At 44.4% G+C, this 19147-nt stretch carries 22 protein-coding genes and 1 pseudogene; 9 read left to right on the forward strand and 14 right to left on the reverse strand.

What is annotated here, in order from left to right; all coding sequences use genetic code 11:
• Nucleotides 1–18: 18 nt before the first annotated feature.
• Entirely contained in the window at nucleotides 19–945 is a 927-nt protein-coding gene (locus JOE49_RS23965) for a cell division protein ZipA C-terminal FtsZ-binding domain-containing protein (RefSeq protein WP_209943206.1), read from the reverse strand.
• Between the two features lie 161 nt (nucleotides 946–1106).
• Between JOE49_RS23965 and JOE49_RS23970 the strand changes: the two genes are divergently transcribed.
• The 4 genes from JOE49_RS23970 (at nucleotide 1107) to JOE49_RS23985 (ending at nucleotide 4558) form a co-directional block, all read left to right on the forward strand.
• A complete protein-coding gene (locus JOE49_RS23970) occupies nucleotides 1107–1853 on the forward strand; it encodes an MORN repeat-containing protein (protein WP_209943705.1) in 747 nt (248 codons plus the stop codon).
• A gap of 271 nt (nucleotides 1854–2124) precedes the next feature.
• A complete protein-coding gene (locus JOE49_RS23975; RefSeq protein WP_028542261.1) occupies nucleotides 2125–3210 on the forward strand; it encodes a WXG100 family type VII secretion target in 1086 nt (361 codons plus the stop codon).
• A gap of 33 nt (nucleotides 3211–3243) precedes the next feature.
• Nucleotides 3244–4080, forward strand: a complete 837-nt coding sequence (locus tag JOE49_RS23980; RefSeq protein ID WP_028542260.1) for a hypothetical protein — start codon at nucleotides 3244–3246, stop codon at nucleotides 4078–4080.
• A complete protein-coding gene (locus JOE49_RS23985; protein ID WP_023989721.1) occupies nucleotides 4073–4558 on the forward strand; it encodes a DUF5381 family protein in 486 nt (161 codons plus the stop codon). The genes JOE49_RS23980 and JOE49_RS23985 overlap by 8 nt, the downstream gene beginning before the upstream one ends.
• 18 nt (nucleotides 4559–4576) lie before the next feature.
• Here the strand turns inward: JOE49_RS23985 and JOE49_RS23990 are convergent, their stop codons facing one another.
• The 3 genes from JOE49_RS23990 to JOE49_RS24000 form a co-directional block, all read right to left on the reverse strand.
• Complete coding sequence (locus JOE49_RS23990; protein ID WP_028542259.1) at nucleotides 4577–5287, reverse strand: 5'-methylthioadenosine/adenosylhomocysteine nucleosidase; 711 nt, start codon at nucleotides 5285–5287, stop codon at nucleotides 4577–4579.
• A gap of 40 nt (nucleotides 5288–5327) precedes the next feature.
• Nucleotides 5328–6503 (reverse strand): aminotransferase class I/II-fold pyridoxal phosphate-dependent enzyme, encoded by a 1176-nt coding sequence (locus JOE49_RS23995; RefSeq protein WP_209943208.1) that lies wholly within the window; start codon nucleotides 6501–6503, stop codon nucleotides 5328–5330.
• 69 nt (nucleotides 6504–6572) lie between these two features.
• Entirely contained in the window at nucleotides 6573–7412 is an 840-nt protein-coding gene (locus JOE49_RS24000) for a MetQ/NlpA family ABC transporter substrate-binding protein (RefSeq protein WP_209943210.1), read from the reverse strand.
• A 289-nt stretch (nucleotides 7413–7701) separates the two neighbouring features.
• Here JOE49_RS24000 and JOE49_RS24005 point away from each other — a divergent pair, with 289 nt between their 5' ends.
• On the forward strand, nucleotides 7702–8259 hold the full coding sequence (locus JOE49_RS24005) for a YdhK family protein (RefSeq protein ID WP_068942131.1): 558 nt from the start codon (nucleotides 7702–7704) through the stop codon (nucleotides 8257–8259).
• An 86-nt stretch (nucleotides 8260–8345) separates the two neighbouring features.
• Here the strand turns inward: JOE49_RS24005 and JOE49_RS24010 are convergent, their stop codons facing one another.
• The 5 genes from JOE49_RS24010 to JOE49_RS24030 form a co-directional block, all read right to left on the reverse strand.
• The gene (locus JOE49_RS24010; RefSeq protein WP_209943211.1) at nucleotides 8346–10229 is read right to left on the reverse strand and encodes a stalk domain-containing protein; all 1884 of its coding nucleotides are present in this window, start codon (nucleotides 10227–10229) and stop codon (nucleotides 8346–8348) included.
• A 167-nt stretch (nucleotides 10230–10396) separates the two neighbouring features.
• A complete protein-coding gene (locus tag JOE49_RS24015) occupies nucleotides 10397–10684 on the reverse strand; it encodes an MbcA/ParS/Xre antitoxin family protein (RefSeq protein WP_209943212.1) in 288 nt (95 codons plus the stop codon).
• Nucleotides 10685–10697: 13 nt separating this feature from the next.
• Nucleotides 10698–11183, reverse strand: coding sequence for a methylated-DNA--[protein]-cysteine S-methyltransferase (locus JOE49_RS24020; RefSeq protein WP_028542254.1), 486 nt, complete (start codon nucleotides 11181–11183; stop codon nucleotides 10698–10700).
• Nucleotides 11184–11208: 25 nt separating this feature from the next.
• The gene (locus JOE49_RS24025; RefSeq protein WP_023989728.1) at nucleotides 11209–11769 is read right to left on the reverse strand and encodes a bifunctional transcriptional activator/DNA repair enzyme AdaA; all 561 of its coding nucleotides are present in this window, start codon (nucleotides 11767–11769) and stop codon (nucleotides 11209–11211) included.
• A 37-nt stretch (nucleotides 11770–11806) separates the two neighbouring features.
• Entirely contained in the window at nucleotides 11807–12595 is a 789-nt protein-coding gene (locus JOE49_RS24030; RefSeq protein ID WP_209943213.1) for an isocitrate lyase/PEP mutase family protein, read from the reverse strand.
• 266 nt (nucleotides 12596–12861) lie between these two features.
• Here JOE49_RS24030 and JOE49_RS24035 point away from each other — a divergent pair, with 266 nt between their 5' ends.
• The gene (locus JOE49_RS24035; RefSeq protein WP_209943214.1) at nucleotides 12862–13890 is read left to right on the forward strand and encodes a chitosanase; all 1029 of its coding nucleotides are present in this window, start codon (nucleotides 12862–12864) and stop codon (nucleotides 13888–13890) included.
• Between the two features lie 228 nt (nucleotides 13891–14118).
• Here the strand turns inward: JOE49_RS24035 and JOE49_RS24040 are convergent, their stop codons facing one another.
• Entirely contained in the window at nucleotides 14119–14490 is a 372-nt protein-coding gene (locus JOE49_RS24040) for a hypothetical protein (protein ID WP_160789694.1), read from the reverse strand.
• Between the two features lie 437 nt (nucleotides 14491–14927).
• On the opposite strand from JOE49_RS24040, the gene JOE49_RS26585 reads away from it, so the two are divergent.
• On the forward strand, nucleotides 14928–15194 hold the full coding sequence (locus tag JOE49_RS26585) for a hypothetical protein (protein WP_237449060.1): 267 nt from the start codon (nucleotides 14928–14930) through the stop codon (nucleotides 15192–15194).
• A gap of 28 nt (nucleotides 15195–15222) precedes the next feature.
• The gene (locus JOE49_RS26590; RefSeq protein WP_237449061.1) at nucleotides 15223–15399 is read left to right on the forward strand and encodes a hypothetical protein; all 177 of its coding nucleotides are present in this window, start codon (nucleotides 15223–15225) and stop codon (nucleotides 15397–15399) included.
• Here JOE49_RS26590 and JOE49_RS24050 read toward each other — a convergent pair.
• From JOE49_RS24050 to JOE49_RS24065, 4 genes and pseudogenes are all read right to left on the reverse strand, one after another.
• The gene (locus JOE49_RS24050) at nucleotides 15389–16561 is read right to left on the reverse strand and encodes an MFS transporter (RefSeq protein ID WP_209943215.1); all 1173 of its coding nucleotides are present in this window, start codon (nucleotides 16559–16561) and stop codon (nucleotides 15389–15391) included. The genes JOE49_RS26590 and JOE49_RS24050 overlap by 11 nt on opposite strands.
• 71 nt (nucleotides 16562–16632) lie before the next feature.
• The gene (locus JOE49_RS24055) at nucleotides 16633–16911 is read right to left on the reverse strand and encodes an ArsR/SmtB family transcription factor (protein ID WP_013311367.1); all 279 of its coding nucleotides are present in this window, start codon (nucleotides 16909–16911) and stop codon (nucleotides 16633–16635) included.
• A 220-nt stretch (nucleotides 16912–17131) separates the two neighbouring features.
• Complete coding sequence (locus JOE49_RS24060) at nucleotides 17132–17869, reverse strand: SDR family oxidoreductase (protein WP_028542250.1); 738 nt, start codon at nucleotides 17867–17869, stop codon at nucleotides 17132–17134.
• A 13-nt stretch (nucleotides 17870–17882) separates the two neighbouring features.
• A pseudogene (locus JOE49_RS24065) lies at nucleotides 17883–18032 on the reverse strand (Atu4866 domain-containing protein); the annotation flags it as partial.
• Between the two features lie 172 nt (nucleotides 18033–18204).
• Here JOE49_RS24065 and JOE49_RS24070 point away from each other — a divergent pair.
• Nucleotides 18205–19134, forward strand: a complete 930-nt coding sequence (locus JOE49_RS24070; protein WP_160790198.1) for an AraC family transcriptional regulator — start codon at nucleotides 18205–18207, stop codon at nucleotides 19132–19134.
• Nucleotides 19135–19147 lie beyond the last annotated feature (13 nt).

Here is a 19147-nt window from a genome sequence, read left to right on the forward strand (position 1 = left end):
AAACCACTCCTTTCTAATCTAGAATAGAAACAGAACAACATCCTCGCCTGCTTTAAATCCAAACTCTCTTAATCGATCTTCCATCTCTTGAATCTGGCGCAGATAATCTTCCGGCACAGCTGGCAGACCCTGTTCATTCACTAATGTCCCGCCAAGTCTGGCGCGTGCATATTCGGCACTTTTCCACATCGCCTCAAACACAGTTTGCGGCTGTACGGTTCGTACCCCATCCATACTGAAAATCAAATCTGCAAAGCGATCCTCTGCGAGTGTACTCAACCAAAAAAATCCAGGCTCGGTTCCCGTATGTACGCTAAATAGTTCATCATAGCCTCCCAGCCCGTGATGGTGTGCATGGAAAATATCCATATCTCCCCACTCCATTCCGAGACTCAGCATGACATCCCAGATATCCGCTCCACGGTAAGATTGGCCTTGATCCGCTACCAGCCTAAGCATGACAGCATGTTCCCTTTCACCTTCCTGATCTGTAAATGCTTTAAGTTTTTCCGCTTTTGCACGTGCACAGGCAGCATCCTCCCGAGGAAGCACATGAACAGTGCCCTTCTCCTGAAAACGCGCTGGCAGTGTGTTCATAAAGTCTGCAACCTTGGCTTCATCTAAACGAATATGCATCTCTACATTATCGAATATATCTATACAAATACAGATTTTATCAAAATGGCATTCGCCTGCCGATCTTCGCCCCACACTAGTCCACATCTGTAAATCATGGACATGTCCATACACGATATATCCTTTGAGCAATTGCAAAATATCCTCATCTGACAACGTAAAACCACTGAATTCCACATCAATCAGCCAATAGATATTTGCATCAGGCTCCACTTGATGGATTCCTTTTATGGCCTTCACAGGCTCATGTTCCAACTCCACGGCAAGGATGCTAGATACATCCTCACTCCCATGTTCAGGTAAATTCATGAATCTCCCTCCTAGCTAGCTGTTTTCACTTTACAGTTTCCTATAATTCTCAATCTATATTAAACTATAACTCACCAAGCACAAAATAGTATAAAAACGGTGCTGGGTTGTTGAACATAACTTTTTAGAAACTTCACAGCTTCGAAAGGGGAGAACTCATGATGCAAAAACTTTGGCAAAAAGGGAAGGCTCTGTCTCTGCCTATTATGGTGTCCGCATCGCTAATATCTGGAGCGCTGTCTGTAAGTACACCTGCGGCGAATGCGGCTGCAACCAAGGAATTGCTTCAGCTATCCGGTCAGACTACTTACTATGGAGAGGTCGAGAATGGGCAGCCGAACGGACGTGGTACGATCAAATGGAGCGAATATAAGCAGTATTCGGGTGATTTTGTGAATGGCAAGCGCTCAGGTACCGGAAAATATATAAATCAATACACCGATGCAGATGGACAAAATCATAAAGTCGTATACAACGGCACATGGAGCAATGACACGATGAGTGGCAAGGGTACGCAGACTGAAAAAGTGACCCAAATGGACGGAACCGTACGTTCGAACGAGATCCAAGTAGGTACCTTTCAGAACAATGGATTACAGAGTGGCTACCAAGTGATCCACGCTGTGGCAGATCCAGACTACAGCTTCACTTATAAAAATAGCAAAGAAATACTAAATATCTTGCACAGTAATCAAGATCTGGTCCAAAGATGGCAAAAAGGAGATCTCTTCTCCGTAAATTATAAAAATGGCTCTGTCCAAAAGGAATACTCTATGTTCCCTGAAGAGACTGCTACCAAGGAACATCAAAGACAAGCGTCTATCAAGTATTTCAAAGGAATTACCGCCAAGGTCACTCCTCACTTGCAGCAGTTTGAAAAGCTGTCCAAGCAGATTCCGCTAAAATAATTAATACGACGCGAAACATGCATTAGCCTCTACGCAAGAAGGCCTCTCTTTCTAATGGAAAGCTCCATTTGAAAAGAGGGGCTTTTTTCGTTTCGTTATGAATGACATATAAGAACTTCGGATCATAACACCTCCTACTATTCTCCCTTATGCCCCCTCATGAACTCATACAAATGACTTATTTTTCACTTAAATCCCCTCCTTTTTTTGCTAACCCCCACTAGATTCACTAAAATATAAGTAATTATTTTAATCATCCGAGGTGGACATCATGGCTAAAATTATGGTTCCTCCTGAGAAACTAGAGGCGGTTTCCAGGCAGTTCGCACAGGCACGTGAGCTGGGGGCACAAATTTGCGGACAACTGTCACAGCATATTCAGATGTTGGAAAATAGCTGGGCAGGAACAACACAGCAGCGCTTTTATCAGGATTTTCATAAAGCGCGTGGACAAATGGATGCTTTCACTCAAACTGTCGATTCTGTCAGCACAGAGCTGCGTTCCATTGCAGTAAAATTCAAGGAAACAGACACCCAAGCAGACACGGGTATTCCCAAAGGAGATCACAGCGGACAGATCGGCAGCAGTGAAGGGGCAACTTCCGGGAAAAAAGGACCCGATCCAGCAGATATAGCTATTAACAGCATTTCAGAAGCCAATAAATGGCGCGGGCAACTGGGATTTGCCGGAACAGCTATCTATAGCGGTCTGGCTTCCACACTTGTGCTCACCAAAACAGTAGAATTCAAGAAAAGTCTGAAGAATCCCACTCGAGCGGTTATACATAATGCGGCATGGGTGAATGGCAAGGGTAACAATGCGTTTATGCGTAATTTGGGCAAAAGCCTAAACCGCCAATTCGCTAAACCCGGTATTGTGATGAAGGGTTTAAAGGGCTTTGATCGTTTAGCTGGAAAGCTTCAAATGGGTAAGCTCGGCCTCGGATTCAACAAAGCCAATAGCTTTCCTCAGTGGACGCGGAACGTCATCGCCGGGGTGGAAAAAGGCCGTTACGGCATAGCCACCCGCCAAATTCCCGGCATGATTGCCAAAAAGCTATACCCTATTAATGCCACCATGAATATTGTGGGCGAGGGTATCAGTCTGGCTGGAAAATGGAAAAGCGGGAAGCTTACCGGAACGGATGTGGCTGTATCTGCTTCTAACGTAGCGATTAAAACCGCTGCAACTTATGGCGGTGCTGTTGCTTTGGGAGCCGTAGGCGGCGCTATCGGTGGTCCGGTCGGTGCAGCCGTCGGTGCTTACGTCGGCGGTACGGTGGGAAGCTGGGCAGGTGGAAAAGTCGCCAAATTCGCCGAAAAGGGGATACGTTGGGCCAGCAAACTATTTAAATGACATACACCTAACAGATGGAGAAGGAGCCTGACTATGGACAAACAAACGGTAATTTTAACGCTTGAGGAACTAGGCTTTGCCTTGACCGCACTGGGCGCAGAAGATATGGCTTCTGGTCTGCTCCAATCTTATTACGGGGAACTAACCGAAGATCGCTGGGAACTGCTTTTTCATGCCGCAACGCATAGCCTGATATCCAAGGGTTTGATGGAACAACGGGATGACGGGCAACAACAGCTCGAATTTGATGCGTTTATTGTTGAGATGCTAGCTCATCTGGTACAAAGCCGCCAGATGCTACGTGGCTACAAGGAGCAACAGGACAAGCAAAATACATTAACGATACACCATGGAAATGAACGTTTTCTGTATCATTTTTCCAGCCACAATGAACTCCATTTCTTTCGCTGGTCTTCCCCAGAAGACTGGCATCACGACATTGATCAATTGTTCGGCCTGCTTGCTTCGAACTTCAATGAGCACAGCCGATACGTCGATCTGACAGAAGAACAATGGAATGAGTTAACCTCTTCCAGCTTCAGCATGCAGCAAATGACAACGTGGAAGCTTCATGAGTCCGCTCAGCAAATAATACAAGACTGGCGAGAGGATTTTGATCGTAATCAGTGTAGCCTAGATAATTTGAGCCAGATGATATACGCGGATACGGATGAAGATGGACCTTCCGTTACAAATCTACTATTTGTTCTTAAAGGAACGAATGATGTGTGGATCGTAAGAAATACAGAACTGGATATGCAGGCCACCCCATGTCTGCGTATTGAAAGTGTAACCGAAGCTGACTGGAGAGAACGAATAACTTATTTCATTCAGGAGTTTGTACGCGACGAGGCGGTATTCCGTGGATAAAATTGTATATCGAAGATCTTTGGCATTTTGGAAAGCCATGGGCAGCTTGATGTTTGTGTTGATTTGTCTGCTTTTGCTGCTGCTCATTTTTATCGACGAAGATATCTCAGCTCTACAAATCTTCTTCTTTATTACGTCCGCCATTGTCGGACTTCCTTTTTTCGGTAGCTATCTTGTGGTTTGTTTGAGCAGAACGCTTCGTAAGGATACCTATCTGTTCATTTTTGACGAGCACAGCATTTCCGATGGTATTCGAACTGTCCCATGGTCTGCAATCACTAAAGTCGAATTCGAAGGGGCCTCCATCCGCAAATGGTTGCGCCCTCGCTTTCCCGCCTTTATTTTTCATCTGAATGACCACAGCACCTGGGAAGTCAGCACCGATTATGTGTTGAACGATGTTGAGCTAAACCAAGCCGGGAAACAACTTCGAACTCTCATTAACCAGCATGGCAAGCCAAAGAAAAAACGTTCCTGAATAGTGCCATTGAATATGTCAAAGCTTGTCTCTATCATATGCAGCTACAAGAGCCACAACCACTGCTGCCGAGTTGGCCGCAGCCAAATCAAGATTGGCGTCAAAAGAATCCGCCGCTTCTACACCAGCAAGATCAGACAAAGAACGGACAGCCAAAAACGGAACACCAAACTGGTACGCAGTCTGAACGACCGCGGCCCCTTCCATATCCGTCACTTTCGCTTCAGGAAACTGGCTACGGATAAAATGGGCGCGCTCAGCCTGGGAGATGAAAGAGTCAGCCGTCGTAATCAATCCGTTGACGATCTGCCCCTCAATCCTGGTCTCCGCCAGCGCTTCTGTCGCAAAAGCAAGCAGCGCTGGATCGACAGGATAACTTGCCGGCATCTGTGGCACCTGTCCGTAGGTATAGCCGAACGCCGTTCCGTCCACATCGCTGTAAGTCAGCTCGGTCGCCACTACAACATCGCCAACATGCAGCGCTGGATCGAGCCCACCCGCAGACCCGGTATTAATGACAAGCTCCGGGCTAAATCGCTCAATCAGCAGCGCCGTAGTCGAGGCTGCGTTCGCTTTGCCAATTCCTGATTGCAGCAGAATAACCTCCTTGCCCTCAAGCTGGCCTGTATAAAAAATCCCGTTCGCAATCTGGGTCATCTTTATCCCTTCGATCTGCGCTTTCAAATCTGCTATTTCTTCCTCCATGGCTCCGATAATCGCTATACTCAAAGTTCTTCTCGCTCCCTCCATGAATTCCTTGTATTCCAGCTTATACTTGAAAAATACCCGTTGCTGCGATGCGCTGCACCGCCTCCAGCAGCCTTTCTTCACTGTTCACCAGACTGACCCGCACATAAGAAGCTCCCGCACGACCAAAGCCTTCTCCAGGGGCGACCGCAACATGTGCCTCGTCCAATAAAAAGTCTGCAAATGAAGCGGATGTGTAACCCTCTGGCACCTTGAACCAGGCAAAAAAAGACCCTTGGGGAGCAGCTACATCCCAGCCAATACCTCGTAACGCTGCAATGAGAATATCACGGCGCCGCTCATATAACGCCGCGAGCTCCCGTACCGGTTCCTGCGTGCCCAGCAATGCCACAGCCCCCGCATCCTGCACCGCTCCAAAAACAGTGCTGTAGGCATGCGTATGATAATGCTTGAGCGCACCAATGATGGACGAATTTCCCACTGCAAAGCCGAAGCGCCATCCAGCCATGTTATACGTTTTGGAAGCCGTATACGTCTCGACGCCATATTCCTTGCCGCCGGGGATTTGCAATAAACTAATCGGCTTATGCCCGTCAAATCCAAGAGCACCGTAAGCAAAATCATTCATAACCGGAAACTGATATCGAGCGGCATAATCCAGCGTCTTTGTCAGAAAATCTGCAGTAGCTACTGCTCCAGTCGGATTGTTCGGATAATTAATCATGAGCAATTTGACCTGCTCTGCGATTTCTTCCGGCACGGTTGTATAATCAGGCAAGAAGCCATGCTTCTCATCAAGCGGAATCGTATGAATATGGGCTCTTGCCAGCGCAGCAGCGGAATAATATTGGGGATATGCCGGATCGGTAGTCAATAACCAATCACCGGGATTCAGTAGCGCCTGTGGAATCCCCATTACGCCTATGGCTGAGCCGTTGAATATGGCAATCTCCCGGTCTGGATCCAGTTCCACGTGATACTCCCGTTTATAGAACGCAGCGACAGCCTCCAGCGTGCTTTTTTTCCCATGAAAAGGTGGATAGCCCTGATTGATCGGTTGATCGACCGCTTCCTTCAAAGCGCTGATGATATGCGCCGGTGTTGGCTGATCCGGGTTGCCGGCTGCCAAATTGATTACATCTATTCCTTTGCTTTTATACAGATTCACTTTGTCATCCATTGCGCTAAAATAGTTGTCAGGCAGAGCCTTGACGAGATCAGAGGATGAAAAAATCACGTTCATCTCCACCTTTTATCCATAAGATACAGGCTGACAACGTCAGCCCGCAGAAGATAATACCCCATATTATTTGAAATAGCTTGGTAGCTTGTAGCCTTCATAAACAGGATTCGATTGGATGTACTTTTGGAATTCTTCTGAATGATATCCTTCAATAATGTCTTTGACGAAGGGCTTATCCTTGTTCTTGTTGTCAACAGCTACCACGTTCGTGAACGGATCTGTCATATTTTCAAGCTTTAATGCCGAGGTCAGCTTTATTCCATTCGATACAGCAAAGTTCCCTTGTATGGCTGCAAAATCAACATCCTCTAGTGCACGTGGCCCCTGTGCCGGGTCGGTAGCAACAAATTGCAGATGATGCGGATTAGAGGTGATGTCATTCACCGAGGTTTGCAATGGATCGATTTTGTCCTTTAACGTAATCCAGCCTACTTCCTTCAAAATATTCAGCGCACGCAGCATATTGACTGGCTCGTTGGGCAGGTTGATTTGGGCTCCCTCACTGATTTCGTCAAGGCTGGTATGCTTGCTGGAGTACAATCCCATTGGAGGAGTCGGGACCTGCACAGCACCAATCAGATCAATATTCTCCCGCTTATTCATAGAATCCAGGTAGAGCGAGTGCTGGAACACATTAGCATCAATATCCCCCTTAGCCACGGCTACATTGGGCTGAACACCGTCTGTAAACTCTTTATATGTAATCGTATAGCCTTTCTTCTCCAAATATGGAGCCACACCATTCTTAAACTGATCGCTATATGGACCGGGATTAAAGCTGATATGCAGTGTTTTCTTTTCTTCACCCGCAGCGTTGCCCAACGTATTCTTGCTGCCGCAACCTGAAATAAAAAGCACGACTGCTCCCAGCAACAATATAAATGAAATCCATGGTTTCTTCATTTTGATGTCTCCCCCTGCTCCTTGATATCATCTACTTTTGGTGAGTTAGAATGTTACAGTCGCTCAAAATACCAAGTAACTTGATGCGTTTTATAGATATTACAATGATTTTTTATTCACTGTCAACAACATTTAATTACGCATCTTCTGCATAACAAAAAAGGGGTCACAACAGGAGATCCCCTTGAAAGCAAAACACTTCACAAGTTTGTCATATACTTCCGTTTTAAATATACCCCATAGGGGTACATTTAAAATATGTAATTAAAACCGTAAAGGAGCTGTAAATATGAGAATGCAATGGGCTTTGCTCGCTGGTACAATCATGATTATTTTGAGTGGGTGCGGGAACAGTAACACGCCGAACCAGGAGCACACGACAAACAGCAGTCAACAGCACGACACATCGGATATGAACCATTCCACTTCCAGTAAGCTTCCTACCGGACTAAAAGAAGCGGAAAATCCAGCCTTCAAAGTTGGTAGCCAAGCGACTATCCGAGCCGACCATATGGCAGGCATGAATGGGGCTACTGCCACGATTGTTGGTGCTTATACGACTACTGCTTATACGGTCTCATATACTCCAACCACTGGAGAAGAAAAAGTGAATAATCATAAGTGGGTTATTCATGAAGAGATTAAGGATACAGGCAGCGAGCCCTATTCACCGGGAACGGAGGTTATTCTTACAGCAGATCATATGAAGGGGATGGATGGGGCTAAGGCTACCATTGATTCCGTCGAGCCAACGACCGTATATATGGTAGATTATACGCCGACTACAGGAGGAGAGCCTGTCAAAAATCATAAATGGGTGACGGAGAGTGAGCTTTCAGCCCATTAGAACTCTTACAACACAGGCGCTTATGATAGCAAAAGGGAGCCTTACATCGGCTCCCTTTATACGGCTTTATTTGAGTTTGGACAAACCTACTTTGCTAAATTCAGCTTGGCATCCTTGATGTCATACAAAGTCCCTTTGTTGGTTTCTACAAGCTTTTTCATTTGTTTGTTGGCTAGTCCATTCGCAGGCACGATTGCATTAAAAATAACACCATTTTTCTGTAATTGCTCGTTGATTTCATCTACTGAAAAACGGGCTTTACCCAGATCTGTATTCTTATCATGAACTGGGGCATCTGTAATGAATATGATCGTTTTGGAATTAGAATTTTTGGGGAATTTACTTATAGCTAACTGAATAGCCTCTAATCCCGATTCCTTCAAATCCCCACCAGCGGAAGGGCTCAGCATATTCAAATTACCTTTTAACTTGTTTTTATCGGTCGTAAACTCCAAAAATTCTAAATCTTTATCTGCCTTCAGATTGATATCCCGAAATGCGACGACAGCAAATTGGGAACCTGCTGGAACGGAATCAACAAAGCCTCTCACCTTCTGTCTCACATAATCCAGCGTCCCTGTCATACTACTCGTAACATCTATGACGAACACAATATCCGTAGATTTGGAGAAGGTGGTGGATATCTTTTTTAGAATCGTTGGATTGGAATGTGATTCGGAAGCATCTTCATTTTCCTCCATTAATTGTTCACTTTCACTGGTTGTCAAAACCTGCGGTGGAGCATGAAAAATCACAACGCTCTGAGCTGCAATATTCCATTTTACCTTCGCACCCAGCGCCTCACTTACAAAGCGAATAGGAACCATTACTTTGCCATTAATGAGTCTCGGCGCTGCATTGAGACGCACTAATTTACCGTTGATATAGGCATCTCTGGAGCCTACAGTTAACTTAATCGTTGTATTTCCCTTGGTTGCAGTAACGGTCTTGGTAGCTCCATCCCATTTCACTTTCGCCCCAAGCGCCTCAAAAACGGCACGAAATGGCACCAGCATACTTCCGCTAATAGAGGTCGCAGGCTGCTCATATTGTTGCAGTTTCCCGTCTATAAACACCTCAACCTGCTGAGCCTTGTTATTATTTATGGGAACAAATTGGGGTACAGATGCTGCCGAATTTCCCGACTGATCGATCATTTTGATATAAAAGTAGTATCCACCCGTAGATAAATTCAGGTTACTCAATGGGTAGCTAAACGTTGTTTCCGGATCGAACTGAATCCGTTTAATTAATTGAGCATCCGCATTTTTGACCATAACGTATGAAGTGTACGTGGGTTGAATATTTTTCATTTTCAAACGAACCGAAAATGACGTACCTGAAGTGTTGATTGTAAATGTCCCCGGAAAATTTTCTCCAGACGGGATAGACAAAGGGATTTCCGGTGACTCATCCACCTCTTGGTCCACTTTAGGCTCCACGACAGGCTGGGTTACTTGAGGTTCAATGACTTTCGGTTCATCCACAGGTTGAGCAACCTCGGGTTCACTGGGAGTGGGAATCTCTTTTAGATTGGTCTCCACCTCAGGCTGCGTTACTTTCGGCTCCCCAGCAAGTGGAGTTACTGTAGATTCATCGACTGACTGCACAGTCCCTTCCATAGTTGTAACTATAGGAAGTTCTATATGATTTTCTGATCCTGGCCCAGGTGCTGGTCGTGAATCTGCAATCGTAATTGTGGAGTTGGCATAATCGATCGTAAAGTCACCAGAAGGAATTTCAATGTTGTTGCTATACAGACGAATTGGTGTATCAGGCTTAATCGTAAACGGGAGATCAAATTTAAACACTCTGTTTACTCCATTCCCATCATCAAGAATAAGCTTAAGCTTATCTCCATCTTTGAATACTGTCGAATTGGCAGCCTGAACACTTTCTGTACACAAAGTGAACAACCCTACGAGTATCGTTAAAAACGAAAGTAGGAACATCATTCTTTTGAGCTTCATTCTTATTTCCCCTTTTGAATCTATAGTCTTGTCGGTAAATCATAGCATAGGGTTAGATGAAGTTCATGCCATCTGATTACAGTTATGGATATGCGAACTCACTTTTTCCATCATTCGCGCTCTGTTCATCTGTTCAATGTTCATATGTATCTCCTTGGCCCGCTTCTTCAACGTGGCATACGTAATATGGCCGCCTTCAGTGCTTTAGTGCCTTCTTCGCTTTTCAAATAATCCAACGGTGTTTCGTTGCCGAGTGCGGGGACTTTTCGATCCATCCAAGTCAGCAAATATTCCCCCATATCGGGCAGCAGCACAATCTGAATCTCCTTGGGAATTTTACTTTCGACCACTTTTGCTCTTATAGCCGGATCTACCTGTGCATACCGCTCCTGATAGATCTGAACCATGTTGGCCCAGTTCTCTGGCTTAAACTCTTTCAAATATATGTCTCTCATCTACGAACCCTCCTTAGGGCCTCAGACAACGCTTTTCATGCTGGAGCAACCATTCTTTTCTCCATAGCCCTCCTGCATAGCCCGTTAGTTTCTGATTGGAACCGATAATTCGGTGACATGGAATCACAATGCTCAGCTTATTTTTTCCATTAGCACTGCCTACGGATCGGATCGCTTTTTCATTTCCAATAGCAAGAGCAATATCTTTATAAGCTGTCGTTTTACCGTACCCCACGGACACCAGAGCATTCCATACTTTTTGCTGAAAATCCGTACCTTCAAAGGCATAAGGAAACGTAAACTCAAAGCGCTCACCTTTAAAATACTCGTCAAGCTGGATAGCGCATTCCGCTAATACTTGGATTGGAACCTCTTCTATAGCCCTCGTTAAGAGCTCATTCCGATTAGAGAACATAATAGAATAGACAGCCTCATTTGTGCCCTGTATCTCTATCTCTCCAATCGGCGATACATACTTCAATACGTAAAGTTCACTCATAAAAGGATACGACCTCCTTCCTTTCCTATTCCTTACTCAACTTTCTATACTCACTAGGAGAACAATGGTTCAAGCTGCGAAACGCCTTATAGAAATGGGAGGGACTTTGGAAGCCCGTCTCATAGCAAATCTCAAGATTCGTAAGATTTGTACTTTTAAGAAGATAGGCTGCCTTATCTACTCTTATTTTTTCCAAATACGTACGCGGGGTTTCGGCGGTTTCCTGTTTAAAGATCCGATCCAAGTAAAAGGAGCTTATTCCGATATGGTCCGCAATATCCTGCAATACAAGTTTTTCCTTGTAATGATTGACCAAGAAGGTTACTACATTCTGCACAAGTCTGATATACGGCGAATGGTCTGTATGGGGCTGGCATCTTTTGCAAGCACGAAAACCCGCCTTTTCCACTTTGTCCAAATCAAAGTAAAACTCCACATTTATTTTCTTCGGCTTTTTGGATCGACAGGAAGGTCGGCAGTATATGCGGGTTGTTTTCACAGCGGTAAAAAACAACCCGTCATACTTACGATCACACGCTATAATTTTCTCCCACATTTCTTCAAAAGAAAGACTAAGGTTAGCCATGATCGAATGCTCTGTCCTTTCTATAGTTCATATTCATCTAGCTCAAGGATTTTGCAAAATCCTCATATAAATGTGATGTATCTTGAAGCTCTATCAACTGTTCTGCATTCTTTTGCAAAGCAACTATTATCTTATCAGAAAATGCATTTCCAAAGCTAAACCGTTTAACTCCTAACTGCTGAAGCTGGTGGACATTCGTCAGACCCGGCAGGGATAAAACATTAAGCGGAGCATGTATATGAAACACAACTTCCCTGATCTCTTCATCACGCTTTAATCCTGGAACAAAAATTCCGCTCGCACCATTATCCACATACGCTTTGGCCCGCTCTATGGTCTCTGAAAGTGGGGCATCCATCTGTAAATATGTATCCGTTCTTGCGTTTATAAAAAAATTTTTAAACCCACGCGTATCCAATGCTGTTCTTATTTTGGACAACAGGTTACTGTGCAGGCCCACTTCTCGAAGTCCCTTTTTCGTTTTCAAAGAATCCTCAATATTAATCCCTGCAACTCCCACATCGGCTATCCTTAAAACATGCTCAACAATCGTTGCCGTATCCTCCCCATATCCTGCTTCAATATCTGCCGACACTGGAATCTGAACATGCTCAGCAATCGTCCGAATAATGCTTACATGCTGGTCAAAATCAATAAGCTCTCCATCTGAGAATCCAAGCGTATTGGCAATTCCCCAGCTCGTCGTACCTATCGCCTTAAAGCCTGCCTTCTCCAGAGCCACCGCAGATAGCATATTCCAGGCGTTCCCTAAAAATAAAAGTTCCTCTGATGTGTGAAGTGCATGAAACTGATGAATTTTGTTCATAAATATAGCCTCCTGATATGTGATGTAACTCATTTTATCAAGAGGCTATCTTTGTTTCGTCCTCATTCTTGCACTTATGGTCTGTAGGAATCTAGGAACAACTTGGTCCATTTATTCACATATAAATCATAATTTTTGAAAAAAACGGTTATTTAAGCTCTATTCAATCATATTCTTCTTATCTATACTCTTGCTAAATCAATTCGAGTTAGATGCAAATCTACGCTTTTAGCCTTTCACAATTACATTATTATAGGAGGAGTTATATGTATAAAATAAGCAATAAACTCATTTCCAATAAAACAAAGTTTCTTATGATCTTGCTAAGCTTTACTGTAATCGCTTCTTTCTCTAGCTTGTCGGGCCCACCTGCCAAGGCTTTTGCTGAAGAGAATGGAACTCCAGTACAGAAAACGATCGATTTAAATGAGGGCTTCAACAACTCAAATGAAGCTAGTATAGAGCCATTATCCCTTACCAGCGAAGCAGCTACTAGCCAAGAAGCGGTTACAGCTATTGATCATGATGCTAATTTCTCACCTTCTACACTTCAGTTTCTGAAGGCTAATACAGGACTCGACGGTGAGCAATGGGATAATATTATGAAGCTAGTGAACAAACCAGAGCAAGATTCTTTGAAATGGACTGAATTCTATGGATATGCTGAAGATATCGGCGATAATCGCGGATACACAATTGGTATATTTGGAGCAACAACAGGCGGTTCAAATGATACGGGACCCGATGGTCCGGACTTATTCAAAGCTTTTGATGCTGCTAGTGGAGCTAGTAACCCTTCCATTGCAGGTGGATTAACACGTGCTGGCCTGAAGGGGAAAATGAGTGGTTCGATTCTAAAGCTCAGCGATAGCGATAGTGTTATCAAGAAGAAGATCAACGCTCTCCAAAACAATGAAGCCTGGAGAGAAGCCATGTGGCGTACGTTCTATGACACCTATATCGAGTATAGTGTACAGCAAGCACAGAAACGCGGATTTAATACTGCTCTGACGATTGGATCATTTGTCGACACAGCACTCAATCAAGGCGCTACTGGTGATTCAGGTAGCCTTGAAGGAATCCTCTCACGTTCAGGCAGTAGTACGAATGAGAAGAAGTTCATGACTAGCTTCTATGCTAAGCGTACATTGGTTGTCGATACCAACGATTATAACCAACCTCCCAATGGTAAGAATCGTGTGAAACAATGGAGTTCTCTCTTAGCTTCTGGTGAAACAGATCTTAAGAACGCAGATGCAGCCGTGATCAAAGCAACTAATTGGGAACTGAAGTAAATACAATATACGTCATGAGGAGGACATATCGTATGCCCTCCTTTATCTATTTTCATGAACATTGAGTTGGCGATGACTGCTGACAACGTCCCATTCTCCCATACAGTTCCTCTCATCATTCGAGTATGTAGGTCGCGTGTACAAATAGAGAGACTGCCCCGGAAGCCCGAAAGTTGCAAGCTCCTGAAACAGTCTTGTAAAATGGTTTATGAAGTCGAATTAAGGCCGTTAGATGATTCGATAGCCAGATGGAAGTCTACCACTACTGCGGATATTACGGATTTGCTGCAACGTCAGACGTTGATTGGTAGAGATAATAGATTCCACATCATTCCCGCGAATCAGATCATCCAGGTCGGCGATGTTGCGATTGCCTCTAAACACACGGAAATTACCTCTAAACCGCATGCCAGCAAAGAGTACAAGTGTAGCATTGCTGCTAGTAGAAAAGAAACGCAGACTTTCGATGCCGTCGAGAATGTTATCGGTATTACGAATGCCTAGGTTTCCTCTGAATACTCTCCTGGAACCCCGAAAATTTTCTTCGTTGTAGACTGTAAGACGTGGATACGTTTGAGATACATATGCTTTGTTGTCCATGTTGTAATTCCTACTTTCAACTTTATCTTATGCTTCACCATCCGATTGGCGCGGGCCTCGCAGCATCCATCTAAAAATAGTTATGTGATTGAATAGAGCAGATGCAGACTTGAAAAAGGAACATATGTTCTGTATAATCTACCTTAGCAATTTGGAAAATTTTGAACTAACGGAGATGCGGACATGGACGATAAATTTATTGAGGAACTACGTGAAATTAGCAGAAACGACAAGCGAAGATCCGAATTTCTTATTAAGGGTATGAAGGAAACACTTCAGGAAAGAAAAGAAAAAAACTTTATCGAAAGATGGATTTGGCGACAAAAAAATAAGAAACTTATAGCGCGGAAGTTTAAATCCTAGTAGATATAACAACTGAATCTTCATAGATTTCTACTTTTTGTTTAGGTCATAGCTCATTTTTAGGAGGTAGAGTCATGATTGAGCTACTAGTCCCAAACGACGATATATTAAATCAAAATCAATTTTTGGCTGATGAAGTTCGATACAATTTGATCCATCGAATTTGTGAGTCAGAAGAGTCAACATGCCTCAAAACGTCCGATAAAAATATGATCTTTGCTCAATCACCCGGACATAAGGCTTGGCTATGGATCTCACAACAAATCACAGATAATCATAAATTGACCTATATAGAAGAACTCTTACGTTATTTAAAAGGAACCACCCTATACCCCGCCTAATTTGCGAAAAAAAGGTTTTGCCAGCGCAATGGTATCCGAGCTATGTTCCATTTTGGAAAATGAGCATTTAGTACCCATGCTATATGCAGATTTAAAAAATTCGGTTTCCAATCAAGTTTATAATAATATCGGCTTTGAGGAAGGCCGCAATGTCACCTTCATCACTGGGCCTCCTCTTCACTTATCTATACACTTTACTCCGTAACACCCACTTGTGTTTGAACTGAGGATCTTCGTGTAAGTAAATACGTAGCCACAATAGCGATACCAACCCCTGCTGCTCCAAACCAGGTGATGGAAGACAGCGAAACCTGACCAACAACTACACCGCCAATTCCGGCTCCGGCTGCCATAGCAAGCTGCATTGTAGATTGATTGAGACTCAGCATCACACCGGAAGATTCAGGCACAAGTGTGACCAGATTATATTGTTGAGTAGGTCCAGTTGTCCAGGCTGCGAACGACCAAAGGATCAATAAAGCAAATACTGCGACCAGGGAATGAGCGGCAAAAGGAAGCAAGAGTAAGGAAATACCGTGCAACACCATACCCCCTAATAATGTAAAGGGTATACCCTTTTTATCCGCACTGTACCCACCAATTTTTGACCCGATTAGACTGGCAATTCCGAAGGCAAGCAATACTGAGCTTAGCATATCCTCTCCTACACCTGATACATTCAGCAAATACGGTGAGATGTAAGTATACGCGAGTGAATAACCACCTAGCCAAAAGAAGGTAATGCCTAATCCCAAAGCAACTTCAGGCTTTTTCAGAAGAGCAAACTGTTGTAGTAAGGGGACAGGTCGATCTCCTTTTAAGCGGGGAATTGTCATAGATATAACAATTAGGGCAATAATCCCTGTCAACGCGATGCCGAGAAATACGGTTTTCCAGCCATATGCAGAAGATATCATTCTCCCAAGCGGCACCCCAATAATCAGCGAGGCTGTAAAACCCATAGTAACCGTAGCAATAGAACTGGCCTGCTTGCCGGCTGGGGCAATTTTCGCAGCAATGCTCAGTGCTGTAACCACGACCATCCCCGCCCCGAGGGCCATAAGAATACGTGCGGCGATAAACATTCCAAAACCCGGCAGAACAAAGGAGAGGACATTGGCTACTGCAAATAATCCGAGGGAACTCAAGAGCAGCTTGCGTCTGTCCCATTTGGCGGTTACTGCCATCAGGATCGGCGTGCCAATCGCGTAAGCAAGGGAAAAGACTGTAATCAGCTGGCCCGCTGCGGACACCGTAATCCCCATGGTTGTTGCAATCTGATCCAAAACGCCTGAGATAATGTATTCGGATGTGCCTACCAAAAAACTAACAATTGCCAAAATATACACTTTCCACGTGCTCTGCATTTTTAAATAACGCCTCTTTTCTTTTGTTATTTTTATATTTTTACAAATATCGAAATTAAGACTAAAAAAATTTATGTTATCAGGAACGGGGCATATTTCTGCGCTGCTTCCACATCCAAGCTGTAATAAATAAACGTCCCCTCTTTACGGTATGTGAGCAGCCCCGACTCTGCCATTTGCTTCAGATGGTGCGATAGCGTTGAAATAGCTACACTGTTCAGCTTCTCGCCCAGCACAGAGCAGCATTGGTCACTTTCCTCTTTTAGCAGAAGTGCTATTTTGAGACGAGTCGGTTCTCCAAGTGCTTTATATATTTTTACAGCCTGCTGCATCTCTGTTGTATCTTTCACCCTGTTCGGCTCCCTTCTGTTCCAGTCTTAATTTCGATGTTTGTCGAAATAAAATTATCACAAACATTTGTAAAAGTAAACCCGTTTATTATAAAGGTACAGCTATTTTACACTCTGTGGTGTGAATAATGTTCTTTCTCATCCGATAAATCCCCCCATCCATAAAGGATGGAGGGAAAAATGATCTGAGTAGAGAGGGAGAATCATGGATGCTATGGCGTTAATTCGGGCTTGCCGTGGGTCTGACAATAATTTCATTAACATCTACATCCGCTGGCTGCTCCATGGCATACAGAATGGAACGCGCAATGGCATCAGGCGAAATCGAAATACGACGGTACTCTTTCATTCCTTGCCGGGCCTCTTCATCTGAAATACTGTCAGCAAGCTCAGATTCGGTTACTCCTGGCGATACCAGCGTCACACGAATATCTCCCCCCACCTCCAAACGCAATCCTTCAGAAATCGCCCGAACCGCATACTTCGTTGCGCAATACACCGCTGCAGTCGGGGTTACACTATACGCGCCAATAGAGGCGATATTGATAAACTGACCAAATCCTTGCTTTTTCATAATCGGAAGCCCTGCCGCAATCCCATGCAGAACGCCCCGTATATTTACATCAATCATGCGATCCCATTCCTCTACCTTCAGGGCTTCTAATTTTGAAAGAGGCATCACTCCCGCATTGTTCAAAATGACATCCACACGCCCAAATGTTTTTTCCGCGTACTTAATGAACGCTTCCATCTGGTCCCTCTTAGTCACATCCAGTTGCTGATAATCAGCCGATCCACCTTTAGAACGAATCTCGGATGTCAGAGCCTCCAGTCGCTCTGTGCGTCTGGCCCCTAATATTACATGAGCCCCATGGTGAGCAAGTAAACGGGCAGTAGCTTCACCGATCCCACTGCTTGCCCCCGTAATAGCTACGACTTTCCCTTTAATATCCAACATTCTTATTCCTCCTTTAGTTTAAAAACGGACTCAAAAACATTCCTGCATGATACAGAACATCATCCTCAAATTCGCCATCTGCCGTAAATCCGGTGTCGCCCACATACTTGATATGGTCACCTTCCACGATGTAGCTACCTGTGTAGGCACTTTGCCTCTGATCACGTGCTTCTGTTCATTTGGCGTTGTTTCTGTACCCTTATTATGAGACGATGATGTTTTGAGCTGGTAGAAGAATCAGAGCAAATTATTGCCTAATCCTCCAAAGACCCTTAATATGTAATAAACTACTGAAAATGAAAACGGGCTACGTTGCAAAGAAGGGATGTGTCATGATGGGGGCAACCAAAATAGAAGGTTCTACCATGGAAAAACAAGCCGAGTTGGCAAGGCTTATAGAACGATTTTCAAATCAGGACGGAGTTCTCACTACAGCCATACCTTCGCTTCATTTCGTCCGAAGTTCAAATACAACCGTACCGATACATCAAGTCCATGAACCTGCTTTATGTATTGTGGCACAAGGCAGAAAAGTCGTGATGCTCGCAGAGGAAAGTTACCATTACGGCACATCCGATTACCTTGTTGTGTCGGTGGATTTGCCGATTTCCGGGCAGGTCATTCAAGCGTCAGCAGAAGCTCCTTATTTGTGCCTCCGGCTCAATTTTGATCCGCATCAGGTTTTGGACCTGATCAAGGAATCTGCTTTTCCCACAAGCCCAATGCCTGATTCCAGACGAGGCTTGTATGTAAGCCAAACTAACTCTCTACTGCTGGATGCCGTGGTAAGGCTAGTGCATCTTTTGGAAAACCCGCAAGATGTTCCGGTGCTGGCTCCATTAGTCATTCGTGAGATACTGTATAGGATTTTACAGGGGAATCAGGGGGAATCCTTAAAACAACTGGTCATGACCGGCAGCCATTCCAACCGAATCGCAGAAGTCATAAAGCGGATTAAGAAGGATTATGATAAGCCGTTACGTATTGAGGAATTGTCCAAACTAGCGAATATGAGTCCTTCGTCACTACATCGTCATTTTAAAGAGGTTACGGCTATGAGCCCAATGCAATATCAAAAACAATTACGTCTACAAGAGTCCCGCCGCCTGTTGTTATCTGAATCAGCGGATGCGGCAGATGTCGGTTTTCAGGTAGGTTACGAGAGTCCCTCACAATTCAGCCGCGAATACGCCCGCTTGTTCGGCCTGCCTCCAATTAGTGATATTAAACGCTTGCGCTCAGATCAGGATCACATGACCACTTGAACCCATTGTTAGA

The sequence above is a fragment of the Paenibacillus sp. PvR133 genome, assembly GCF_017833155.1.
GTDB lineage: Bacteria > Bacillota > Bacilli > Paenibacillales > Paenibacillaceae > Paenibacillus > Paenibacillus polymyxa_B.

Coding starts and splice junctions, on each gene's coding strand:
- JOE49_RS26590 (WP_237449061.1), top strand. CDS start 15,223: ATGGTATCCGAGCTATGTTCCATTTTGGAAAATGAGCATTTAGTACCC.
- JOE49_RS23965 (WP_209943206.1), bottom strand. CDS start 945: ATGAATTTACCTGAACATGGGAGTGAGGATGTATCTAGCATCCTTGCC.
- JOE49_RS24020 (WP_028542254.1), bottom strand. CDS start 11,183: ATGAGTGAACTTTACGTATTGAAGTATGTATCGCCGATTGGAGAGATA.
- JOE49_RS24010 (WP_209943211.1), bottom strand. CDS start 10,229: ATGAAGCTCAAAAGAATGATGTTCCTACTTTCGTTTTTAACGATACTC.
- JOE49_RS26585 (WP_237449060.1), top strand. CDS start 14,928: ATGATTGAGCTACTAGTCCCAAACGACGATATATTAAATCAAAATCAA.
- JOE49_RS24030 (WP_209943213.1), bottom strand. CDS start 12,595: ATGAACAAAATTCATCAGTTTCATGCACTTCACACATCAGAGGAACTT.
- JOE49_RS24025 (WP_023989728.1), bottom strand. CDS start 11,769: ATGGCTAACCTTAGTCTTTCTTTTGAAGAAATGTGGGAGAAAATTATA.
- JOE49_RS24005 (WP_068942131.1), top strand. CDS start 7,702: ATGAGAATGCAATGGGCTTTGCTCGCTGGTACAATCATGATTATTTTG.
- JOE49_RS23970 (WP_209943705.1), top strand. CDS start 1,107: ATGCAAAAACTTTGGCAAAAAGGGAAGGCTCTGTCTCTGCCTATTATG.
- JOE49_RS24050 (WP_209943215.1), bottom strand. CDS start 16,561: ATGCAGAGCACGTGGAAAGTGTATATTTTGGCAATTGTTAGTTTTTTG.
- JOE49_RS24035 (WP_209943214.1), top strand. CDS start 12,862: ATGTATAAAATAAGCAATAAACTCATTTCCAATAAAACAAAGTTTCTT.
- JOE49_RS24070 (WP_160790198.1), top strand. CDS start 18,205: ATGGGGGCAACCAAAATAGAAGGTTCTACCATGGAAAAACAAGCCGAG.
- JOE49_RS24000 (WP_209943210.1), bottom strand. CDS start 7,412: ATGAAGAAACCATGGATTTCATTTATATTGTTGCTGGGAGCAGTCGTG.
- JOE49_RS24060 (WP_028542250.1), bottom strand. CDS start 17,869: ATGTTGGATATTAAAGGGAAAGTCGTAGCTATTACGGGGGCAAGCAGT.
- JOE49_RS24015 (WP_209943212.1), bottom strand. CDS start 10,684: ATGAGAGACATATATTTGAAAGAGTTTAAGCCAGAGAACTGGGCCAAC.
- JOE49_RS23980 (WP_028542260.1), top strand. CDS start 3,244: ATGGACAAACAAACGGTAATTTTAACGCTTGAGGAACTAGGCTTTGCC.
- JOE49_RS24040 (WP_160789694.1), bottom strand. CDS start 14,490: ATGGACAACAAAGCATATGTATCTCAAACGTATCCACGTCTTACAGTC.
- JOE49_RS23975 (WP_028542261.1), top strand. CDS start 2,125: ATGGCTAAAATTATGGTTCCTCCTGAGAAACTAGAGGCGGTTTCCAGG.